13 protein-coding genes are annotated in these 15,531 nt (G+C 63.7%); 8 read left to right on the top strand and 5 right to left on the bottom strand.

What is annotated here, in order from left to right:
* Nucleotides 1-107 precede the first annotated feature (107 nt).
* Together PIN31009_RS06065 and PIN31009_RS06070 are read right to left on the bottom strand one after the other, a co-directional pair.
* Nucleotides 108-1,862, bottom strand: a complete 1,755-nt coding sequence (locus PIN31009_RS06065) for a chloride channel protein (protein WP_150790231.1) — start codon at nucleotides 1,860-1,862, stop codon at nucleotides 108-110.
* A gap of 44 nt (nucleotides 1,863-1,906) precedes the next feature.
* Nucleotides 1,907-2,359 (bottom strand): MarR family winged helix-turn-helix transcriptional regulator, encoded by a 453-nt coding sequence (locus PIN31009_RS06070; RefSeq protein WP_150789682.1) that lies wholly within the window; start codon nucleotides 2,357-2,359, stop codon nucleotides 1,907-1,909.
* 241 nt (nucleotides 2,360-2,600) lie between these two features.
* Between PIN31009_RS06070 and PIN31009_RS06075 the strand changes: the two genes are divergently transcribed.
* A complete protein-coding gene (locus PIN31009_RS06075; RefSeq protein WP_058375606.1) occupies nucleotides 2,601-2,843 on the top strand; it encodes a hypothetical protein in 243 nt (80 codons plus the stop codon).
* A gap of 131 nt (nucleotides 2,844-2,974) precedes the next feature.
* Here PIN31009_RS06075 and PIN31009_RS06080 read toward each other — a convergent pair whose 3' ends face one another.
* Nucleotides 2,975-4,198, bottom strand: coding sequence for a porin (locus PIN31009_RS06080; protein ID WP_150789683.1), 1,224 nt, complete (start codon nucleotides 4,196-4,198; stop codon nucleotides 2,975-2,977).
* 379 nt (nucleotides 4,199-4,577) lie between these two features.
* Here PIN31009_RS06080 and PIN31009_RS06085 point away from each other — a divergent pair, with 379 nt between their 5' ends.
* The 3 genes from PIN31009_RS06085 to PIN31009_RS06095 all read left to right on the top strand — a co-directional run bounded on the left by PIN31009_RS06085 (nucleotide 4,578) and on the right by PIN31009_RS06095 (nucleotide 7,892).
* Nucleotides 4,578-5,453: an N-formylglutamate amidohydrolase gene (locus PIN31009_RS06085; RefSeq protein ID WP_150789684.1), complete on the top strand. Its 876-nt coding sequence runs from the start codon at nucleotides 4,578-4,580 to the stop codon at nucleotides 5,451-5,453.
* Nucleotides 5,450-6,259 (top strand): IclR family transcriptional regulator, encoded by an 810-nt coding sequence (locus PIN31009_RS06090; RefSeq protein ID WP_150789685.1) that lies wholly within the window; start codon nucleotides 5,450-5,452, stop codon nucleotides 6,257-6,259. The genes PIN31009_RS06085 and PIN31009_RS06090 overlap by 4 nt, the downstream gene beginning before the upstream one ends.
* Before the next feature lie 106 nt (nucleotides 6,260-6,365).
* The gene (locus PIN31009_RS06095) at nucleotides 6,366-7,892 is read left to right on the top strand and encodes a YfcC family protein (protein WP_150789686.1); all 1,527 of its coding nucleotides are present in this window, start codon (nucleotides 6,366-6,368) and stop codon (nucleotides 7,890-7,892) included.
* A gap of 6 nt (nucleotides 7,893-7,898) precedes the next feature.
* Here the strand turns inward: PIN31009_RS06095 and PIN31009_RS06100 are convergent, their stop codons facing one another.
* Nucleotides 7,899-8,441 carry a cysteine hydrolase family protein gene (locus tag PIN31009_RS06100; RefSeq protein WP_150789687.1) on the bottom strand — a complete coding sequence of 181 codons (543 nt, stop codon included), beginning with the start codon at nucleotides 8,439-8,441 and terminating at the stop codon, nucleotides 7,899-7,901.
* An 890-nt stretch (nucleotides 8,442-9,331) separates the two neighbouring features.
* On the opposite strand from PIN31009_RS06100, the gene PIN31009_RS06110 reads away from it, so the two are divergent.
* The 4 genes from PIN31009_RS06110 (at nucleotide 9,332) to ahpF (ending at nucleotide 13,795) form a co-directional block, all read left to right on the top strand.
* Nucleotides 9,332-10,561, top strand: coding sequence for a helix-turn-helix domain-containing protein (locus PIN31009_RS06110; RefSeq protein ID WP_150789689.1), 1,230 nt, complete (start codon nucleotides 9,332-9,334; stop codon nucleotides 10,559-10,561).
* Between the two features lie 85 nt (nucleotides 10,562-10,646).
* Nucleotides 10,647-11,321, top strand: coding sequence for an outer membrane protein assembly factor BamB family protein (locus tag PIN31009_RS06115; RefSeq protein WP_150789690.1), 675 nt, complete (start codon nucleotides 10,647-10,649; stop codon nucleotides 11,319-11,321).
* A 152-nt stretch (nucleotides 11,322-11,473) separates the two neighbouring features.
* Entirely contained in the window at nucleotides 11,474-12,037 is a 564-nt protein-coding gene (gene ahpC / locus PIN31009_RS06120) for an alkyl hydroperoxide reductase subunit C (protein ID WP_058375599.1), read from the top strand.
* Between the two features lie 168 nt (nucleotides 12,038-12,205).
* The gene (ahpF, locus tag PIN31009_RS06125) at nucleotides 12,206-13,795 is read left to right on the top strand and encodes an alkyl hydroperoxide reductase subunit F (RefSeq protein ID WP_150789691.1); all 1,590 of its coding nucleotides are present in this window, start codon (nucleotides 12,206-12,208) and stop codon (nucleotides 13,793-13,795) included.
* A gap of 77 nt (nucleotides 13,796-13,872) precedes the next feature.
* Here ahpF and PIN31009_RS06130 read toward each other — a convergent pair whose 3' ends face one another.
* Nucleotides 13,873-15,531, bottom strand: coding sequence for an ABC transporter permease (locus PIN31009_RS06130; RefSeq protein ID WP_150789692.1), 1,659 nt, complete (start codon nucleotides 15,529-15,531; stop codon nucleotides 13,873-13,875).

A 15,531-nucleotide genomic window follows, 5' to 3' on the forward strand; every position in this document is an offset into this window, starting at 1 on the left:
AAGGGGGCGCGCGATGCGCGTTCGGGTGACGGAGACCTCGATGGTGATTCACCCGCGCCGCGCGCGTCAACGGGGGTGACGTGGGCAGTGCGGGTATTGCGGTGATATCAGTTGTGTCGGCGTCCGAGATGAAGCATGCGCTCGCGGACCTGCTCTTCGGCACGCCAGTGCTCGGCGGGTTTGACCAGATCGCTGCGGCTGATGATGCCGATGAGACGTCGCGAGACGGCATCGGCGACAACCGGCAAACGCTCGAGACCATGCGCCGCAAAGCGTGCCGAGAGGATGCGTCCGGTCTCGCCCGGCAGCGCCACCAGCGGCGGATTTACACCATACAACTGCCCCAGCGTTTGCAACCCGGCCGTTTGTGCCCGCGTGAGCGCCTGACGGTCCACCATGCCCAGCACGGCGTGCGCCGCATCCGTCACGGGATAAGCCCGATGACGTTGCCCCGCGCCGAACGCTTGCGTGGCAGCCGCGTCGATTGTCATATCCGCCGACAGGGCAACCGGCTCGCGTGTCATCAATTCCCCGACGTGTAGCCGCTCCAGCGGATCGACACCATACTCGCGATGAATATGCCGTCCGCGCCGCGCGATCTTCTCCGTCATGATCGAGCGCGGCATGATCCAGATCGTCACGCCGTACGCGACGCCGCAGGTGAGGAGCAGCGGCAGCAGCGCGTTGACATCGTGTGTCAGACCGAGGGCAAAGACGATGGCGGTGAGCGGCGCACCCAGCACACCGGCCAGCGTGGCCGCCATGCAGATGAGCGCCCAGAGCGACACGTCGCCTCCCGGCAGCACCGGGGCGAGCAGCGTGCCGAGCCCTGCACCGATCATCAGCAGCGGGGCAAGCACACCGCCCGACGTGCACGACCCCAGCGCAATCGCCCAGATGATCGCCTTGACCAGCAATAGCGCGAGCGCGGCGTGCATGGTGAAGTGACCCGCGAGCAAGTCGGCGATGACGTCGTAACCCACACCGAGCGCGCGCGGCTGCAAATAGCCACCGATACCGACCGCGAGGCCGCCAATGGCCGGCCACCACATCCAGTGCACCGGCAGCTTGTGAAACGCATCCTCGATCGCGTAGAGCGCGCGCGACATGCCTGCGGACAGCACACCGGCACACACCCCCGCGATTACACACGAAACCAAGGCGATGGGCACGACGGGCGGCGTCGTCATCGGGAACAGCGGTCCGGCTTCAAGCATCAGCGGCCGTGCAAAACCGGCGACGGCACACGCCACGATGACGGGCAACAGGCTGCGCGGGCGCCATTCGAACAACAGCAACTCCACCGCGAGCAGTACGGCGGCGACCGGCGTTCCGAAGACGGCGGTCATACCGGCAGCCGCGCCGGCGACCAGCAGTGTCTTGCGCTCGGCGGCGCTCAGGTGAAAGGCCTGCGCGATCAGCGAGCCGATGGCACCACCGGTCATGATGATCGGCCCTTCGGCTCCGAACGGTCCGCCGCTGCCGATCACGATGCCGGAGGACAGTGGCTTGAGTACTGCCACGCGCGGCGACATCTTGCTCTTGCCGAAGAGAATCGCCTCGATGGCTTCCGGAATCCCGTGGCCGCGGATCTTGTCGCTGCCGAAGCGCGCCATCGCGCCGACGATCAACCCGCCGATGACGGGCAATGCGATGACGGCGAGGCCCAGCGTGTTGTGCGCGGGCGAGGTCGGCGCGAACGACAGCGTCTGATAGAAGAACAGGTTGGTGAAGCCCTGAATCAGGTGCAGCAGCAACCACGCGGCAGGGACACCGCAAAAGCCGATGAACGCGGCCAGCAGGATGAGTCGCGACAGCCCGGGCGTGCGCGCAAAGTCGCGCGCATGGGCTGGCGGGGCCATCGGTGAATTCGTATCGGTAGCAGATGACATGGGGGGGCCGTTGCCTACAGGTGAACGCCACGAATGTGGAAGATGTCGGCGAAGGTGGTCAGCTCGTTGCGGTGTTGGGCCGCGAGCTTGGCGAGACACGCGTCACCGGCGGGGGAGAGGTGCACTTCCACCACGCGCCGGTCGCTCTCGTTTTGCCGGCGCGTGACGAGCCCGGCCTTCTCGCAGCGCGCCACCAGCGCGACCACGCTGTGATGGACGGCTTGCAGTCGCTCCGCTAATTCACTAATCGACGCCCACTCACGTCCCGGTATACCTTTCACGTGCAGCAGCAACAGATACTGCTGCGGCGTGATGCCGCCCTCGCGCGCCGCGGTCTCGCTGAAGTTCAGGAACCGGCGCAGGCGATAGCGAAATTCCGAGAGGGCTTCGAAGTCGCTCTTGTTCAGCGCATCGGCCGTGATAGGCGCGGCAGGGGCGGTCGCATCGTGAGAAGTGTCGCGGGACATGTTCCGGAAAGGTCCAAAGGAATGCGTTATCAGGCGTACACCCGAAAGCCAGAAAATATATCACAACACGATATAAATTCTGGCCTTAGGGATAGCCGGGGATGACAAAAGGGGGGCTGCGCGTGCAGAATCGCGAAAAAACGAGACTCAGTAGTGACTGGAACTCGATCCCCGCCGAGACGTCGCCATGCGCTGGTGACGAGCGTCGTCCGAGCGGGCCGACCTCTGACAGGGAGGAGACATGGCTTCCACGGTCCGACGCCATTGGCGTACGGGTACGTTGTTGTTGCTTTCGGTGGCGTTGGGCTCGACGATCGCCGCTTATCACTACGCCACAGGCTTCGAGCTGGGTGGCGGTGTTTTCCAGCAGATCGGCTTCGGACGCGCTGACGCGGCACCTGCGCCAGTCGCACAGACACGCGCGCCGCCGGCTGCCTGCGAAGGCAGCGGTTGCCGTCCCGGTGTGAAGACGACGTCGCACTGAACCTTCAGCATTACAGGGAACGAACTACGGCAGACGATGAAGCGATGCCCGCACGCGCTCGCGCTCGTGCAGGCATCCGGGCCGCACCCCGTTGCAGGGCGCGGCTTTTTTCGTTTATTGCGTTGCTTCGATCAGAACGTGTGACGCACGCCGATGGTCATGGCGCTCTGCGTGGCATCGCGTCCCGGTGCGCCGCCGGTGATGCCCGGGTTGTACATGTTCCACGCACGCAGATTGGCGAAGTACGAGTAGATGTCGGTGCGCTTGGACAGGAAGTAGTCCACCCCGACGTTGAACTGGAGCAGACGGCCAGTATCCGGCGCGCCAACGAACGTGTAACGCGAATGCAGCACGGCGCCGACCAACTCGAGGTTCGGCAGCACCCAGTAGTTCACGCCCACGTCGAACACGTTGGTCGCGCTGTTGTTCGAGCCTGCGGCGGCAAATGCACCGGTGCTCGCCGCGCTGGTGAACGTGGTGGCGAACGGTGCCGACGTGCCGCTGAAGCGTGCGAGCGGTTGCAGCGTGCGCGACCACGAGGCGTAGACGCGCGCCTTGTCCCACTTGTAGCTCGTGCCCACCATCCACGTGCGGATGCACACATCCCCCGAATTGCCGTAAGCCGGATCGCAGCCGGCACCTGAGCTGGCGCCCACGTCGCTCGACGTGTTGGTGGCGGCCGTCCCGGTGCCCAGACGCGACTGCCAGTAACCGAAGCCGATGCCGAAGCCGCCGTACTTGTAGTTGGCGCCGAAGCCGAGCGACTGGCCCGTCGACATCGAGCCGGGCGTGCCGCCGAAGCCGTAGGTCGCGTTGGCGGTCAGGCCGTTGAAGTCGGGCGAGTCGTAGCGAATCGAGTTGTTCGAACGGTTGCCGCCGACCCGGTCGAGGTTGTTGTCGTGCACGCCGTTGATGAAGACGCCGAAGTTGTAGACGCTCGAATACCACGTGGCGATTTCATCGATGTAATCCTTGCGGCGGCCCAACTGCACCGTACCGTAGGGGCTCGACAGGCCGACGACCGACGTGCGGCCGAGCGGCAGCCCGCCCTGACCCGCCGTGCCGTTGGCCACCGAGAAGCCGCCTTCGAGGATGAACAAGGCCTTCAGGCCGCCGCCCAGATCCTCGGTCCCCTTCATGCCCCAGCGCGACTGCTGGAGATCGCCGCTATCCACGCTGAACCGGTTGCCTGTGGTTGTGCCGCTCGGGCCTGCCACCTTGCTGACGTAAGTCACCCCGCTGTCGATCAAGCCGTAGAGCGTGACGTTCGATTGCGCGGCTGCCGATGCGCTGATTGCGGCCGTGCCCAAGCCCAGAAACGCCATACGTGCGACTGACCATGCCTTGTGATTCATATCCCCCCTCCGGGTGTTTTTGAGTAATTGATTCGAATGTTTTAATGATTAAAACGATGTTTTGAAAATTATCGTTTCGAGGGTATGAAGTCGTCAACGGGGGAGAAAAAATTAACGGCCTGACGATCATGTCAGTGCGCCGGCTGCATCATTTCAATCACTGAAACATCCAATCTACGGGCATGTTGGGCGGGGCCTCGGTGCGCGATGGCATCGATGGCCGGACAAAAAGGATATCGAGGGTGCTTGACCGGCCAAATTTTTTGAGGCTTAATTTTTAATACGTTGTTTTAATAAATAAAACAAAACCATTTTGAAGCGGTTGAGGCAGGCGATTTCTGGCCGCGAAGTGGTGAACAGAACGTTGGAAAAAATTTCGATGGTGACGCAAGAAAACAACACGGCGTGCTTCGTGATGCGCGCTCAGGGCGAGTCGTTGCCGATCGTGTTCGACTCGCCGCACAGCGGCATCGAGATGCCGGCCGACTTCGGCACGATTGCGCCGCACGAAGCGTTGCTCTCGGGATGGGACGCCTTCGTCGATGAACTGTGGGCCTGCGTACCGCGTCATGGCGGCACGCTGATCGGCGCGACGTTTCCGCGCACGTACATCGATGCGAATCGCGCGGCGACCGATATCGACGCCGACATGCTAGATGCGCCGTGGCCGGGCGCCATTGCGCCGGAGAAGTACTCGGCGCGCGGTATGGGCCTGCTGCGCCGCTATGCGCTGCCGGGCATGCCGATGTACGACCGCAAGCTGACGGTGGCCGAGGTGCAGCATCGTCTCGACGCGTACTACCTGCCGTACCGCCGTGCCCTCACCGACGCTGCGGATGCTGCGGTCGCGCAGCACGGCGCGTTGTGGCACGTGGACTGTCATTCGATGAAGTCGCGCGGCAATGCGATGAATGTGGATGAAGGGGCGCAGCGCCCGGATATGGTCGTGAGCGACCGGCTCGGCACGACCGCCGACCCGGCATTCACGGCGTGGGTGGCGGAGGCATTGCGCGGGCTCGGCTATCGCGTGCTGGTGAACACGCCGTATCAGGGCGGTGACCTGCTCACGGCGGTGAGCGATCCGGCGAAGCGCCGCTCCAGCGTGCAGATCGAGATCAACCGGGCGCTTTACATGGACGAGGCGCGCTTTGTGAAGCACGCCGGATTTGATACGCTCGGGCGCAATCTGGAAACGTTCACTGCTGCGCTGGCCCATTGGGTGCGAGCGCAGCTAAGCCCGAAGGAAATCTCATGAACTACATCGTCGATTCCGTCGACAGCGCCCTCAAGCTGCTCTCGCTGGTGGCCGAGCACCCGGGGCTCGGCGTGACCGAGTTGTCCAATCGACTGGGCATCAACAAATCACGCACGTATCGCATGCTGTGCACGTTGGAGCACAACCGCTTCGTGTTGCAGGACGAGCGCACGACGACGTACGCGCTCGGGCCGCAGGCATTCGTGATCGGGGTGGCCGCGTCGCAACAGAACATTCTCGTGCGGGCCGCGCAGAAGTACATGCTCGCGCTCAATCAGTCGATCAACGAGACGATCGTGCTGCGCGTGCGCGAAGGGCTCGAGACGGTGTGCGTCGCCCGTTGCGAAACCACGCATCAGGTGCGCTCGGTCGGCGCAGTGGGCAATCGCCGTTCGATCATTTCGGGCGCGTCCGGCAAGTTGTTGCTGGCGTTTGCACAGGACGCGATTCGCAACGAGTTTTTTGCCCGCATGAAGCACTTGCCGACCGCCGTCGAGCCGGTGGCGTTTGCCGAGGAGCTGGCGGGTGTGGCGCGCAAGGGCTATGCGATGAGCGCGGGCGAAGTGACGAGCGGTGCCGTGGCGATTGCCGTGCCGCTGCGCGACGTGTCGGGCGACGTGGTGGCGGCGCTGTCGATCTCGGGGCCCGAGGCGCGTATCAGCCGCATCGAGATTCCCGATTATCTCGAGCGCCTGCAAGCGTGCAGCCGCCAGATTTCGGCGGAGCTGGGCTATGCCGGTGCAGCGCCCGGGACAGCAAATACCGACGCGTCGAACGCCGCGCACCCCGCGAATCGGGTGGCATAGCGCGGCAGATGGCCGATGGGCCTGACTAGCTTCGCGGGTCAGGCACTCGGCAAGGCGCAGCGCGACGTCATTTCACAAACACAACGAGACAACAGGCAGGACTTTCATGACAGCGCTAGCGCCGACGCCCGTCGACGGGCATTCCCATTCCGCATCACTTTCTGCGCCGGACCGTCCGGGTGACACCGCGCGCGGCGGCGATCACGGCGACGGTGCCGCCGGTCGCGAAGAGAAGCCGCACGGCAAGATGCTGCACCCTGTGGTGATGATGCTGTGGGTGCTGATCATGGCCGTCGCGATGACGTGGTGGGTCGATGCGGGCCGCTTCGAACGCGCGGGCAAACTGGTCGTGCCGGGCACGTATCAGGTGGTGCCGAAGACGCACGATGTCGGCATGCTCGTCGCACCGAAGGCGACGCACAGCACGCCGGAGCAGGCGCAGCCCGCCAACGTGGTGTCGGCGTTCCTCTCGGTGCCGCAGGGGCTGGTGAAGAACGCGCCGCTCATCTTCATGGTGATGTTTGTCGGCGGCATGTTCGGGGTGATGCGCAAGACCGGGGCCATCGATGCCGGTATCGATCGGCTGCTGCAACTGACCTCGGGCAACATGTACGTGCTGGCACCGTTGCTGATGGTGTTGATTGCGTTGGGCAGCACGTTGCTCGGGTTTATCTCGGAATACCTCGTGGTCATTCCGATGGTGATGGTGCTCACGCGCCGTCTGGGGCTGTCGAATCTGTTTGCCGTGGCGCTGGTGGCAATCGCCGCAAAGATCGGCTACATCGCGTCGGTGACCAACCCGCTCGCGTTGGCGGTGGCTCAGCCGCTGGTCGGCCTGCCGTTGTTCTCGGGGCTGGGCTTGCGAGTGGCCATCTTCGTCGTCTTTCTTGCGCTGGGTATCGCGTACTTCCTCTGGCACGTGTATCGCAGCGACTATCGGCTCGCCGAGGCGCGGGCGCATATGCAGGAAGTGGCGCATCTGCATGCGCGACTCTCCACGCGTCACAAGGCCACGCTGCTCGTGCTGGCCGTGGCGGCGGCGATGCTGGTGTACGGCACACGTGAATTGAAGTGGGGCAATCTGGAGCTGTCGGCGTTCTATGTGCTGACGAGTCTCGTGACGGCGGTGGTGGGGCGGCTCGATTCGCGCACGGCCGCGGATGCGTTCGTCGAAGGGCTCAAGGGCATGATGCTTGCGGGGCTGTTGATCGGCCTGGCGGCGTCTGTCGAGATCATTCTGCATGGCAGCTACGTGCTCGATACGCTGATCAACGACTTCACGCAGATGGTGCGCGGGCAGTCGGCGGTGGCCGTGGCCAATGGTCTGATGGGCGTGCAGATGGCGCTGGACGTTTTCATTCCGTCGGTTTCGGGCAAGGCGGCGGTGAGCATGCCGATTATCGGGCCGATTGCACAACTCTCGGGCGTGAGTCCGCAGACGTCGGTGCTGGCATTCCTGTTGGGCGGCGGTCTGACCAACATGATTACGCCGACGTCGGGGATGTTGCTGGCCTACTTGGCGACGGCGCGCGTCGGTTTCGGCCAGTGGCTGAAGTTCATCCTGCCGCTGTTCGTCGTGTTGCTGATCCTGTCGGGCGGGGCGCTCGCGTTTGCGGTGCTCAGCGGGTATTGATCGCGCTCAGATCAATGCGTTGAAATCCAGCAATGCCACGGGAACGGCGGAAATTTTAGGGCCGAAGCTTCCGATATCCGACAGCGTGGCATTGTGGTGTTCGCGAATCTGCGCGGCGGTGGCATGCGGTTTGTCGTGCGTGGTGTGCGCGTCGGCCGCGATGGTCACGGGGTAGCCCAGCGCGGCGGCCCGCCGCACCGTGGTGTCGACGCAGAATTCGCTCGCATAGCCGCACACGACGACATGCTTCACGCCCAGTGAAGTGAGCAGCGGCTGAAGCTCCGTTCCGAGAAAGGAGTCCGGCGTACGTTTCCCGATGCGGAAATCGCCTGCGCCTGCATCCAATGCACTCGCCAGTTCCCACGGCGACGAATCCCGCACCAACGTCTTGTTGTCCTCATGCTGAATCAGTACCACGGGTACGCCGGCATGGCGGGCGTTCGTCATCAGCGCATTGATGTTTTCCGTGGTTCGCTCGGCGTCGCCCGGACGCGGTTCGCCGTCGATCAGACCGCGTTGATAATCGATCACAAGCAATGCTGAAGTCATGGCCGTCTCCGTGGAAAGATACATTCTAAGGCGGCTGGGGGCGTGCCGTGAATTTCGACTTGCCGATTATCATGATGCTTTGGTTAACTAAGTTATTATTCGTTTTCCATTGGTTTAAATGGATGAAGTGATTTGTTCATCATTGCCATATAAATAGAAAAAAGGAAAACATGAAAATAACGGGGATGTCGGCAGCCATTGCCAGTCTGCTGCTATTGACGGGATGGAGTGTCTCGTCATCGGCGCAAGCCCAATCCACATCGCTGCCTACGCATTTTTCTTCAACGTTGCCGTCGATGGCGACGCCCTCGGATATGTTGCAGGTGCGTGGTCGATCCAAGGGAGGCGGGTCGCGCAGCTATTCGGGCAGAAGGTCAGGCGCACGCGGTGGATGCGGCAGTCGGGGTGGTCCGGGCTATCGCAAAGACAATGGCAAGTGCGCAAGTTGGCGAGATTAAAAAACTAAAAGATTATGGGGATAAAAATGAAGCGAATCATTCTTGGCGTGGTACTGGCGTCTGTTTCGATGGCCGTATTCGCACGCGGCGGCGGTGGGGGCGGGCACAGTCACTCGGGAAGTCACAGCAGTTCACCGGGGACCGGTGCCAACATGAGCAGCTCCCATGTCAGTGGCTACACGCGTCAAAACGGTACGCATGTGAATTCGCATGAGCGGTCGTCGCCTGACGGGAAGTTCAATAACAACTGGACGACCAAAGGCAATACGAATCCATACACGCATCAGGAAGGGACGCGAACCCATCCGTCGGGTACGTCGCATTGACGCGCACGCGGTAGCTCGCTCCGGCGCACGGTGTTCGCCAGCGGAATCTTTTGCGACACGGTAGACGCGGCCCAAGGCCGCGCCATCGGCGAGGTAATATCCCGCGATGGACTCCCTGATCGCTGCCTCCGCCCGGGCACTGGCCGCCGGTGACCCGTTGGGTGCTTTGCAGCGCGTTGCGCTGCGAGACGACCCGCCTGCGCTCGCGCTGCGTGGTATCGCCATGGCGCAGTTGGGTGAATACCCACGTGCCCGCGAGTTGCTCAAACGCGCCGCGCGCCGCTTCGGCACGCACGAGGCCATGGCACGCGCGCGTTGCATCGTCGCCGACGCCGAGATCGCCCTCGCCACGCGAGATTTCAGCGGTTCGCTTCGCGCCGTGCAAGCCGCCGCTGCCACGCTCGACACGCATGCCGATGCCGCCAACGCGATGCTCGCCCGTCTGGTCATGGCGCGTCGTCTGCTGCTGCTCGGCCGACTCGACGCCGCCGCGCAAGCGCTCTACGAAATCAAGGCGCATGACGCTCCCGCACGCCTTGTCGCAGTCTTCGAACTCATTGCCACGGAATTCGCCCTTCGCTCGCTGCGCATCGACAACGCTCATGCCGCACTTGCGCGGGCACAAGCCGCCGCCGGCATTGCGAACGTGCCCGCGCTGAGCGCCGAAGTCGAACACGTGCGCACGGTGCTGGCACGGCCGGTCGCGCGTCTCTGGCATCCGGACACTGAGCAGGTACTGGGTCTGGATGATGTCGCCCGCTTGCTCAAGTCCGGTGCGCTGGTGGTCGACGCTTGCCGGCGCGGCGTGAGTGCGGGAAACACGTGGCGGCCACTGGCGCGGCGGCCGGTGCTTTTTTCACTGATCCGGTGTCTGGCGCAGGCGTGGCCGGCTGACGTGGCTCGCGAGACCCTCATTGCGGAAGCCTTCGGACTGCGGCGGTCCGGCGATATCGACGATACCCACCGTGCCCGTCTGCGTGTGGAAATCGGCCGTCTTCGCGCGCTACTCAAAGGCGTAGCGACGATCGACGCAACCGGGCGCGGCTTCGTGCTGCGAAGCGTCGACGAACGACCGGTTGCCGTGCTCGTGCCACCGATCGACGGCGAATTCGCTTCGGTGATCGCGTTACTCACCGATGGCGCGGCGTGGTCCACGTCCGCCATTGCCCTCGCGCTCGGCGTCAATCAGCGCACCGTGCAGCGAGCCCTTTCCGCACTGCATGACGAGGGGCGAGTCCGCGCCGTCGGGCAGGCCAGAGCGCGACGCTGGGTGTCGCCGCCGCTGACCGAATTCACGACGATATTGTTACTCCCTGCTGCGTGGTCGTTTAGCTAAAGTGAAGTCGCACCCCCGGGCCCGGGTAAGTGATCCGACGAACCGAAGCACTGACGAATCGACGAACCGACAACTGGAGTCCACCATGACGAGCCAACCCCAACAACGCGCCCGCACCTCCACCCCTACCGTGAGCGCGGCCGATATCCTCTGTGAATACGGCCCCTTCAATGGCGCCGACCGCATCAACGGCGTGACCTACGACGGCCAATCCGTCTGGGCATCGACCGGCCCCCATCTGGTGGCCTTCGACCCGGCAAACGGCGAAGTCCGCCGCACGCTCGATATGCCGGGCGACGCCGGTACCGCGTTCGACGGCAAACACCTCTATCAAATCGCCGAATCGCGCATCGACAAGATCGACCCGGCGACGGGCAAGGTCGTGCACACGATCCCTGCGCCCGATAGCGGAAGCAGCTCGGGCCTGACATGGGCGGAGGGCCACCTGTGGGTCGGTCAGTACCGCGACCGCAAGATCCTGCAACTCGACCCGGCGACCGGACGTGTACTGCGCACCATCGAGTCGGACCGCTTCGTCACCGGCATTACGTGGGCCAACGACGAGCTCTGGCACGGCACGTGGGAAAACGACGAGAGCGAACTGCGCCACGTCGACCCGGTCAGCGGCGAAGTGCTGGCGCGCGTGGTGATGCCGGACGGCATCGGCGTCAGCGGTCTGGAATACAACGGCATCGATCGCTTCTTCTGCGGCGGCGGTATGAGCGGCAAGGTGCGCGCCGTCCGCTATCCGAAAGACTGATCGCCGAAAGGCCGATATTTCGAGGCACACGGGCGGAGGCTATCGAGCGCGATAGCCTCCGCCTATTTCATAGATTTCAATAATCAATTTCTATTGATTGATAGCATTCGGCATACTGACAACACTTTCCACCCAGTCAGAGAGACAACGACATGCCGATCATCAATACCCAGATCAAGCCGTTCAAAGCCACCGCTTACCACAATGGCGATTTCACCACCGTGACCGAAGACACCCTGAAGGGCAAATGGTCGGTTGTGGTGTTCTACCCGGCCGACTTCACCTTCGTGTGCCCGACCGAGCTGGGTGATCTGGCTGACCATTACGAAGAATTCAAGAAGCTGGGCGTCGAGATCTACAGCGTGTCGACCGATACCCACTTCACGCACAAGGCCTGGCACGACACGTCGGACACGATCCAAAAGATCCAATACCCGATGATCGGCGACCCGACGCTCGCCATCTCGCGCAACTTCGACGTGCTGATCGAAGAAGAAGGTCTGGCCCTGCGTGGCACGTTCGTGATCAACCCGGAAGGCGAGATCAAGCTGTGCGAAATCCACGACAACGGCATCGGCCGCGACGCCAGCGAACTGCTGCGCAAGGTGCAGGCTGCCCAGTACGTGGCCGCTCACCCGGGCGAAGTTTGCCCCGCCAAGTGGACGCCGGGCGCTGAAACGCTGAGCCCGTCGCTCGACCTGATCGGCAAGATCTAAGTTTTACCGCAGCAAACGCCGCGCTCGTCACAGCGCGGCGCCCCGCCGGCGCACCTGTCCCCCCTGAACCGGGTGTGCCGGCACCTCCCCCGAATAACTACGTTGCCATCGCCAGCCTCCGGCTGATGCGGTTGCCCCTGTTCACCCTATCGAGACGGATGACACGCCATGTTGGACGCGAACCTCAAAGCCCAGTTGCAAACGTACCTCCAGAAAGTCACGCGCCCGATCGAGATCGCGCTGTGGCTCGACGACAGCCCCAAGGCGGCCGAGATGAAAGCGCTGGTCGACGAGATCGCACCGCTCTCGACGCGCATCACCGTCGTGGCACGCGATGACGCCGGCGAGCGTCGTCCGTCGTTCGCCATCGGTGCACCGGGCGAGGCACCGCGTATCCGTTTTGCCGGTTTGCCGATGGGGCACGAATTCACGTCGCTGGTACTGGCGCTGCTGCAAGTGGGCGGCCATCCGGTCAAGCTCGACGACGACACCATCGAACAGATTCGCGCGCTCGACGGCGATTTCCGTTTCGAAACCTATATCTCGCTGTCGTGCCAGAACTGTCCGGAAGTCGTGCAGGCACTGAACGTCATGGCGCTCATCAACCCGCGTATTCAGCAGGTGACCATCGACGGCGCGCTGTTCCAAGGCGAAGTCGAAGCCCGTCAGGTGATGGCCGTGCCGACGGTGTATCTCAACGGCGAGTCGTTCACGCAAGGCCGTACCAGCGTGAAGGAACTGCTCGCCAAGCTCGATACCGGTGCGAGCGCACGGGCAGCGAAAGCGCTTGAAAACAAGCCGGTCTACGACATGCTGATCGTCGGCGGCGGCCCGGCCGGTGCGGCCGCTGCGATCTACGCGGCGCGCAAAGGCATCACGACGGGCGTCGTGGCCGAGCGCTTTGGCGGTCAGGTGCTCGACACGATGGCGATCGAGAATTTCATCTCGGTCACGCACACGGAAGGCCCGAAGTTTGCCACCGCGCTCGAACAGCACGTGAAGGCATATGACGTCGATGTGATCGATACGCAACGCGCCGCCGCGCTGGTGCCCGGCAAGATTCACGAAGTGCGTCTCGCCAGCGGTGCGGTACTCAAGGCCCGCGCGATCGTGCTGGCCACTGGTGCGCGCTGGCGCGAAATCGGTGTGCCGGGCGAGCGCGACTACCGTAATCGCGGCGTGGCGTACTGCCCGCACTGCGACGGCCCGCTGTTCAAGGGCAAGCGCGTGGCCGTCGTAGGTGGCGGCAACTCGGGTGTGGAAGCGGCGATCGATCTGGCCGGTGTGGTCAAGGAAGTCACGCTGATCGAATACGGCACGCAACTGCGCGCTGACGAAGTGCTCCAGCGCAAGCTGCGCAGCCTGCCGAACGTGCGTGTGTTGATGAATGCGCAAACGACGGAAATCGTCGGCGACGGCCAGAAGGTGAACGGTCTGGTGTATCGCGACCGTGCCTCGGGCGAAACGACGACGGTGGCGTTGGAAGGCGTGTTCGTGCAGATCGGTCTGGTACCGAATACCGAATGGCTCAAAGGCACGCTGGCCCTGTCGCGTCACGGCGAGATCGAAGTCGATGCAAAGGGCGCCACGTCGATTCCGGGCGTATTCGCGGCCGGCGATGTGACGACGGTGCCGTTCAAGCAGATCGTCATTGCGGTAGGCGAGGGCGCGAAGGCATCGCTGGGCGCTTTCGAGCACCTGATGCTCAGCTCGGTGGATGACGAGGTCGACGTGCAGCGTGAAGCTGTGGCGGCCTGACGATTCAGGAAGGGAAAAAGCGAGGGCGCAGCCGGATGGCTGCGCCCTCGTGCATCAAGACATCAAAGTGATAAACGTCAGGCGTTGGCCGGTTTGCCGGTCAGGCGCGACGCAAGCATGAGCAACGTGCCGCTCACCGCCATCGAGACCACGCCCATCGCCATACCCTGACCGATCGAGCCTTGCTCGAACTGTCGCCATACGAAGATCGACACTGTCTGCACGCCGCTCGGCGCAAGCAGCAACGACGTAACCAACTCGCGCGACGCAATCGCAAACACGATCATCAGCGACGCCGCGAGCGCGGGCATCACCAACGGCAGCGTAATGCGGCGCAGGGCCACGCCGGCGGGTGCCCCGTGCACGCGGGCAGCAGCTTCCAGCGAAGCCGCCGTCTGACGCAACGCAGCGCTCGTGTAACGCACCGGATACGGCAGCAACAGGCAGCTGTACGAGAGCAACAGAATTCCCCACGTGTTGTACGGCGTGACCGGCCAGAACGGCAGGTTCCACGCGAGGATCAGGCCCACACCCACGACGATGCCCGGCAGCGCATGGGGCAACAGCGACAAGCCATCGATCAGCACGCGGCCGCGCATGGTCGACTTCACCACGCACCACGCACACAGGAAGCCCAGCACGCCTGTGACGAGCGACGTGCCCAGTGCCAGCGACAAGCTGGTCAGCAACGCTTCGACACCTTCGGCCCCCTGACCCAGCAGTGAAGCGAAATGTGCCGTCGTCAGGTTCGCCATCGACAGCCCGCCCGAGAGCGTGCCCGAGAAGGCCGTCGCGAGAATCGAGAACAGCGGCGCGACCGTGGCCAGCAGCGCCACAAAACCGAACCCCACAATCACAGGCAGTTGCCAGCGCCCCAACGCACGCGGCGGTGAAGCAATGGGCTTGCCGGTTTGCGTCTCGAAGTCCTTGCCAGCCGACAACCGGTGCTGGAACACGAACGCCAGCAAGGCCAGCGTTGCCAGCACCACCGACAGGATCGATGCGCCCGGCAAGTCGATGGGCCAGTCGGCAAAGCGGCCTTCGATGGACGTGACCAGCACCGAAAACCCGGCGCGTGCCCCCAAAGCGGCAGGGGCACCGAACTCTTCGATGGCCATCGTGAACGCGAGCAGCAGACTGGCGGCAAACGCCGGCAGTGCCAGCGGCAGCGTCACGCGCGCAAACGCCCGCCATGCCGACGCGCCATGCACGCGTGCCACGTCGGCCAGCCGCGAGCCCGTGGTGGCCAGCGAGCGCGACACGGCGAAGTACACGACCGGGAAGATGTTGAGCGTCATCACGAAGACGAGGCCCGGCAGCGAGAAGAGGAAGCGTCCGGCATCGAGCCCGGTGAGCTGCTGCGCGTAACCGCCGGTTTGCAGCAACAGCATCCAGCCCAGCGCCGCGAGATACGGCGGCACCAGAAACGGCAGCAGGAAACACAGATCCCACACCCGCGCATACGGCACATGGAACAACCCGCGCACCGCGCCGAGGGCGCCGCCTACGAGTGCTGTGCCAAGTGCCACCGACACCCCGAGCTGCAACGTGTTGCCGATGAGCGGCAACGTGCTGTCATGCGCGAGGGTCGGCCAGACGGCGGAGAAGGGCGCGGCGAACGAGCCCTGTGCGAGATGCGGGAAGATGGCCTGCAACAGCACGAACGCGACCGGTAATGCCACCACGACGGCGAGGGCTGCGACCGTCGCCGTCGGGAGAAGTCGGAACGATTTCAC

Source organism: Pandoraea iniqua (genome assembly GCF_902459685.1).
Taxonomy (GTDB): Bacteria; Pseudomonadota; Gammaproteobacteria; order Burkholderiales; family Burkholderiaceae; genus Pandoraea; species Pandoraea iniqua.

Coding starts and splice junctions, on each gene's coding strand:
- PIN31009_RS06065 (WP_150790231.1), bottom strand. CDS start 1,862: ATGGCCCCGCCAGCCCATGCGCGCGACTTTGCGCGCACGCCCGGGCTG.
- PIN31009_RS06070 (WP_150789682.1), bottom strand. CDS start 2,359: ATGTCCCGCGACACTTCTCACGATGCGACCGCCCCTGCCGCGCCTATC.
- PIN31009_RS06075 (WP_058375606.1), top strand. CDS start 2,601: ATGGCTTCCACGGTCCGACGCCATTGGCGTACGGGTACGTTGTTGTTG.
- PIN31009_RS06080 (WP_150789683.1), bottom strand. CDS start 4,198: ATGAATCACAAGGCATGGTCAGTCGCACGTATGGCGTTTCTGGGCTTG.
- PIN31009_RS06085 (WP_150789684.1), top strand. CDS start 4,578: ATGGTGACGCAAGAAAACAACACGGCGTGCTTCGTGATGCGCGCTCAG.
- PIN31009_RS06090 (WP_150789685.1), top strand. CDS start 5,450: ATGAACTACATCGTCGATTCCGTCGACAGCGCCCTCAAGCTGCTCTCG.
- PIN31009_RS06095 (WP_150789686.1), top strand. CDS start 6,366: ATGACAGCGCTAGCGCCGACGCCCGTCGACGGGCATTCCCATTCCGCA.
- PIN31009_RS06100 (WP_150789687.1), bottom strand. CDS start 8,441: ATGACTTCAGCATTGCTTGTGATCGATTATCAACGCGGTCTGATCGAC.
- PIN31009_RS06110 (WP_150789689.1), top strand. CDS start 9,332: ATGGACTCCCTGATCGCTGCCTCCGCCCGGGCACTGGCCGCCGGTGAC.
- PIN31009_RS06115 (WP_150789690.1), top strand. CDS start 10,647: ATGACGAGCCAACCCCAACAACGCGCCCGCACCTCCACCCCTACCGTG.
- ahpC (WP_058375599.1), top strand. CDS start 11,474: ATGCCGATCATCAATACCCAGATCAAGCCGTTCAAAGCCACCGCTTAC.
- ahpF (WP_150789691.1), top strand. CDS start 12,206: ATGTTGGACGCGAACCTCAAAGCCCAGTTGCAAACGTACCTCCAGAAA.